The organism is Microcystis sp. LEGE 00066 (assembly GCF_015207925.1).
In the GTDB taxonomy this organism is placed as follows: Bacteria; Cyanobacteriota; Cyanobacteriia; order Cyanobacteriales; family Microcystaceae; genus Microcystis; species Microcystis ichthyoblabe_A.
On record NZ_JADEVX010000299.1, the window covers coordinates 1 to 3,376 of the forward strand.

A 3,376-nucleotide genomic window follows, 5' to 3' on the forward strand; every position below is an offset into this window, starting at 1 on the left:
ACATAGGATTGATCAGTCTTTGTGTCCTTTGTGTCTTTGTGGTTCGTTCCACCCCCTCGCTAGGAAGAATGTATCTTAGAATACATTTTACCCACCAAACCCAAGAGAGCCGCTGCTTTTTGCCTTTTGCCTTCGTTATTGAGGATTTTTTCTTTTCGGGGGTTTTTGTTTGCTGGTAGGGAGTAGGGGAGCGGTTAATTTTTCATAGAGTTCAAAGAGGTATTCAATACGGTTTAATTCACTGGTAAAGGGTTGGGGACGATAACACAAATCAACGGCTTTGTCAAGTTTTTGGTGAGCTTTGAGCAAGTCGGGAGGCATGGTTAAAGGATCGTATAAATCCGCAAGGCTACTATCAGGATATTTTACCCTAGTATCTAGCACAGTTTGAGCGCAAGTTTCAACGGTTTGTTTTTGTTTGTCGGTGATATTTTCTGGAAAGGGGTAGTTATTATAAACAATATCTTTTGAATAACGATAATCGCTTTTTAATCTTCCACACACATATTTAACCCATGCCATGTGCATTGCTGAAGTAAGAATACCAAATAAATATAAATTTGCATTAGGAATTAATAAAACTTGATCATTACCAATCACATTTTTATTCATAAAACCTATTGGAATATATTTTCTTCTTTCAGATGAAACACGGGGAACAAGTAAATAATTAGTATCAGGTTGTGCTATTTGACAGAATAGAGTAGGTGTCGCCGCAAATTTACGAGTAGCAGCAGCTTTACTTTTTAATCTAAAATTTTTAACCCTATCTACTCTTTTGATGACTTCTGGTAATGTCTTTAATTCAGTGGGAGAAATATCAAGTAACCATAGACAGTAGCGACTATAACCATTAATAAATTCTTGCGCTCCTGTATAAGGTCTAATCCATTTTTCTGCCTTCGGCTCTAATTTTAAAAATTCTTCTTTTTCCAGTTCTGTAAAAATAAAATTACCACCATCTCTTGGCATACTACCAAAACGCATTAATGGAACATTAGATAAAGGAAAACTTCGGTTATTAATAATGATGTCACTTCCATCAACTAAATAGGGATTAATATTATTAGACTGAATAACTAATGATTCACCTTGAATATCTTCATAATCAAATAGGATTTTAGTTGTTATATTAAAACTTCCAAAGCCAATAATAACACAATGAACTGCAGCGTTTCCTTTGGCTTCATTACTCCATTTAAAAGTACGATGGGCAAAATGAATTTTTAACTGATATTTCTGAAAAAGAATATTCCAAAGTAAGGCAACTTGCTCACCTTGAGATATAGAATTTGTGGAAACAAAAGCAACCCTGATTCTATTGCCCTGAATTATTTGAGCAGCCTTAATATACCATGCACACACATAATCTAAAACGCCTATTCCTTTCTCACCGTCGAAAACATAAGCCATATCATTCCTTTGCTCATCGTTCATAATCATCGCACCAACAAAAGGAGGATTCCCTAAAATAAAATTGAGCTTCTCTTTTGATATAAGTTCTTCCCAATCAATCCGTAAGGCATTTCCATGAACAATCTTTGCCGATTTCTTTAATGGTAAACGCACAAAATACTGACCAAAAGTATTACTAACTTTAACATTCATCTGATGATCAATTAACCACATCGCCACTTCTGCCACCCTCACCGCAAACTCATCGTATTCAATACCAGCAAACTGATTTACATCTACCTGAATAATAGCACTAATATCTGTTACTAACTGCCCCGTTTTATCTAACTCCTGTAATACCAAAATCTCTAAATCGCGTAACTCCCGATAGGTAATAATTAAAAAATTACCGCAACCACAGGCAGGATCGAGAAAATATAAATTAGCAATCTTTTTCTGAAATTCTAGTAATTTATTGCGATTGCCTTTAATCTTCTCAAATTCCCTGTGTAAATCATCTAAAAATAACGGTTTAATCACCTTTTGAATGTTCTTCTCGGAGGTATAATGCGCCCCTAAATTGCGTCGCTCTTTTGGATTCATTACCGCTTGAAACATAGAGCCAAAAATAGCAGGGGAAATTTTTCCCCAATCAAAAGCACAAGCTTCTAATAACATGACTCGCATCTTGCTATCAAAAGCCGCCATCGGTAACGACTCCTCAAATAACTTGCCATTTATGTAGGGAAATTGAGTTAAATTCTCATCGAGATTTTTTAATCTTTTTTCTTCTGGTGTATTCAAAACCTGAAAAATAGCATCAATGTGCATCGCCAAATCACTGCCATCTTCTTTGGTATGTAAATCGATATATTCCCAGAAAATACCCTTATTAAAAATACCCGTTTCATCGGCAAATAAACAAAATAATAAACGCACTAGATAAACTTCTAAATCATGCCCCATATAACCAATTTCTTTCAGGCAATCATGAAGTTTTCCCATTAACTCTGCCGCTTGAATATTGACGGGATCTTCGTCTTTATAAACTCGCTTTTCGTAACCAGCAATAAAATCAAATAAATGAACATTATCAACAAAATTACTTAATTCAAATTCCCATTGATTGCCCGAATCTAAATCATATAATTTAAACCGTTGAAAATCCGATACTAAAATATAACGCGGTAACTCATGTTCCTTTAAATTGGGAAAATAATCCTTAGCCTGTTGTGTGGCTTTTTCTAAATCTTTACCTTTCGATTTATGCTCAACTAAAATCGTTCCTTTCCAGAGTAAATCAATAAAACCCTGTTTATTATCGGCTTTTTTTATCGGTTGCTCAAAACTGGCTACCCTACGCCGTGAAATGCCAAAGACATAAAAAAACTCATTCCAAAAAGACTGAGATTCTGCTTTTTCTGAAGTCTCTCCTTCCCACTCTTTTTGAAAAGCGATGGCGCGATTTTTAATTTCATTCCAACTTAAAGGCATAGTTTTAACTCCTTATCTTTCGCCGGTTTGCTCAAAGATACTAGAAAATGGTGTAGGGAGCCAGATGCAGTTAGCAAGGGATACAGATAAGTAGCTGGTTATAATTAAATTGAAGATAAATTTTAGGTTCGATCCCCCCTGCCCCCCTTGATCTATCCATTAGTCAGATCTTTCTTAACAAAAAGAGAAGAAACTTAAAAAAAGGGGAAACGATTGATAGGTATAGTTTTGAAAGAAGGAATTAAGGTGGAGGTAAGCAAAAAAATGGAGAAATGGGCAGCCCAAGAATTACAATATGCAGACCTAGGGGACACCAGAAGAAAGAAAAGGTTAATCAGTATCGTAGAAAACTTGGCCAGTCAACCTAGTACAAGTGTGCCACAAGCTTCGGGAAATCTAGCCGCAGCGAGTGCCACCTACGACTTTTGGAATTCCCCCTATTTTCACCCCTCAGATATAATTGCCGCCCAAGCTAAAAGTACAGTAG

At 35.9% G+C, this 3,376-nt stretch carries 2 protein-coding genes; one reads left to right on the top strand and one right to left on the bottom strand.

Going from position 1 to position 3,376, the window contains the following annotated elements; all coding sequences use genetic code 11:
• Nucleotides 1-135: 135 nt before the first annotated feature.
• Nucleotides 136-2,889 carry a class I SAM-dependent DNA methyltransferase gene (locus IQ224_RS22705; protein ID WP_194033523.1) on the bottom strand — a complete coding sequence of 918 codons (2,754 nt, stop codon included), beginning with the start codon at nt 2,887-2,889 and terminating at the stop codon, nt 136-138.
• A gap of 264 nt (nt 2,890-3,153) precedes the next feature.
• On the opposite strand from IQ224_RS22705, the gene IQ224_RS22710 reads away from it, so the two are divergent.
• The coding region (locus IQ224_RS22710) for a transposase (protein WP_130757148.1) at nt 3,154-3,376 on the top strand (223 nt) is incomplete at its 3' end.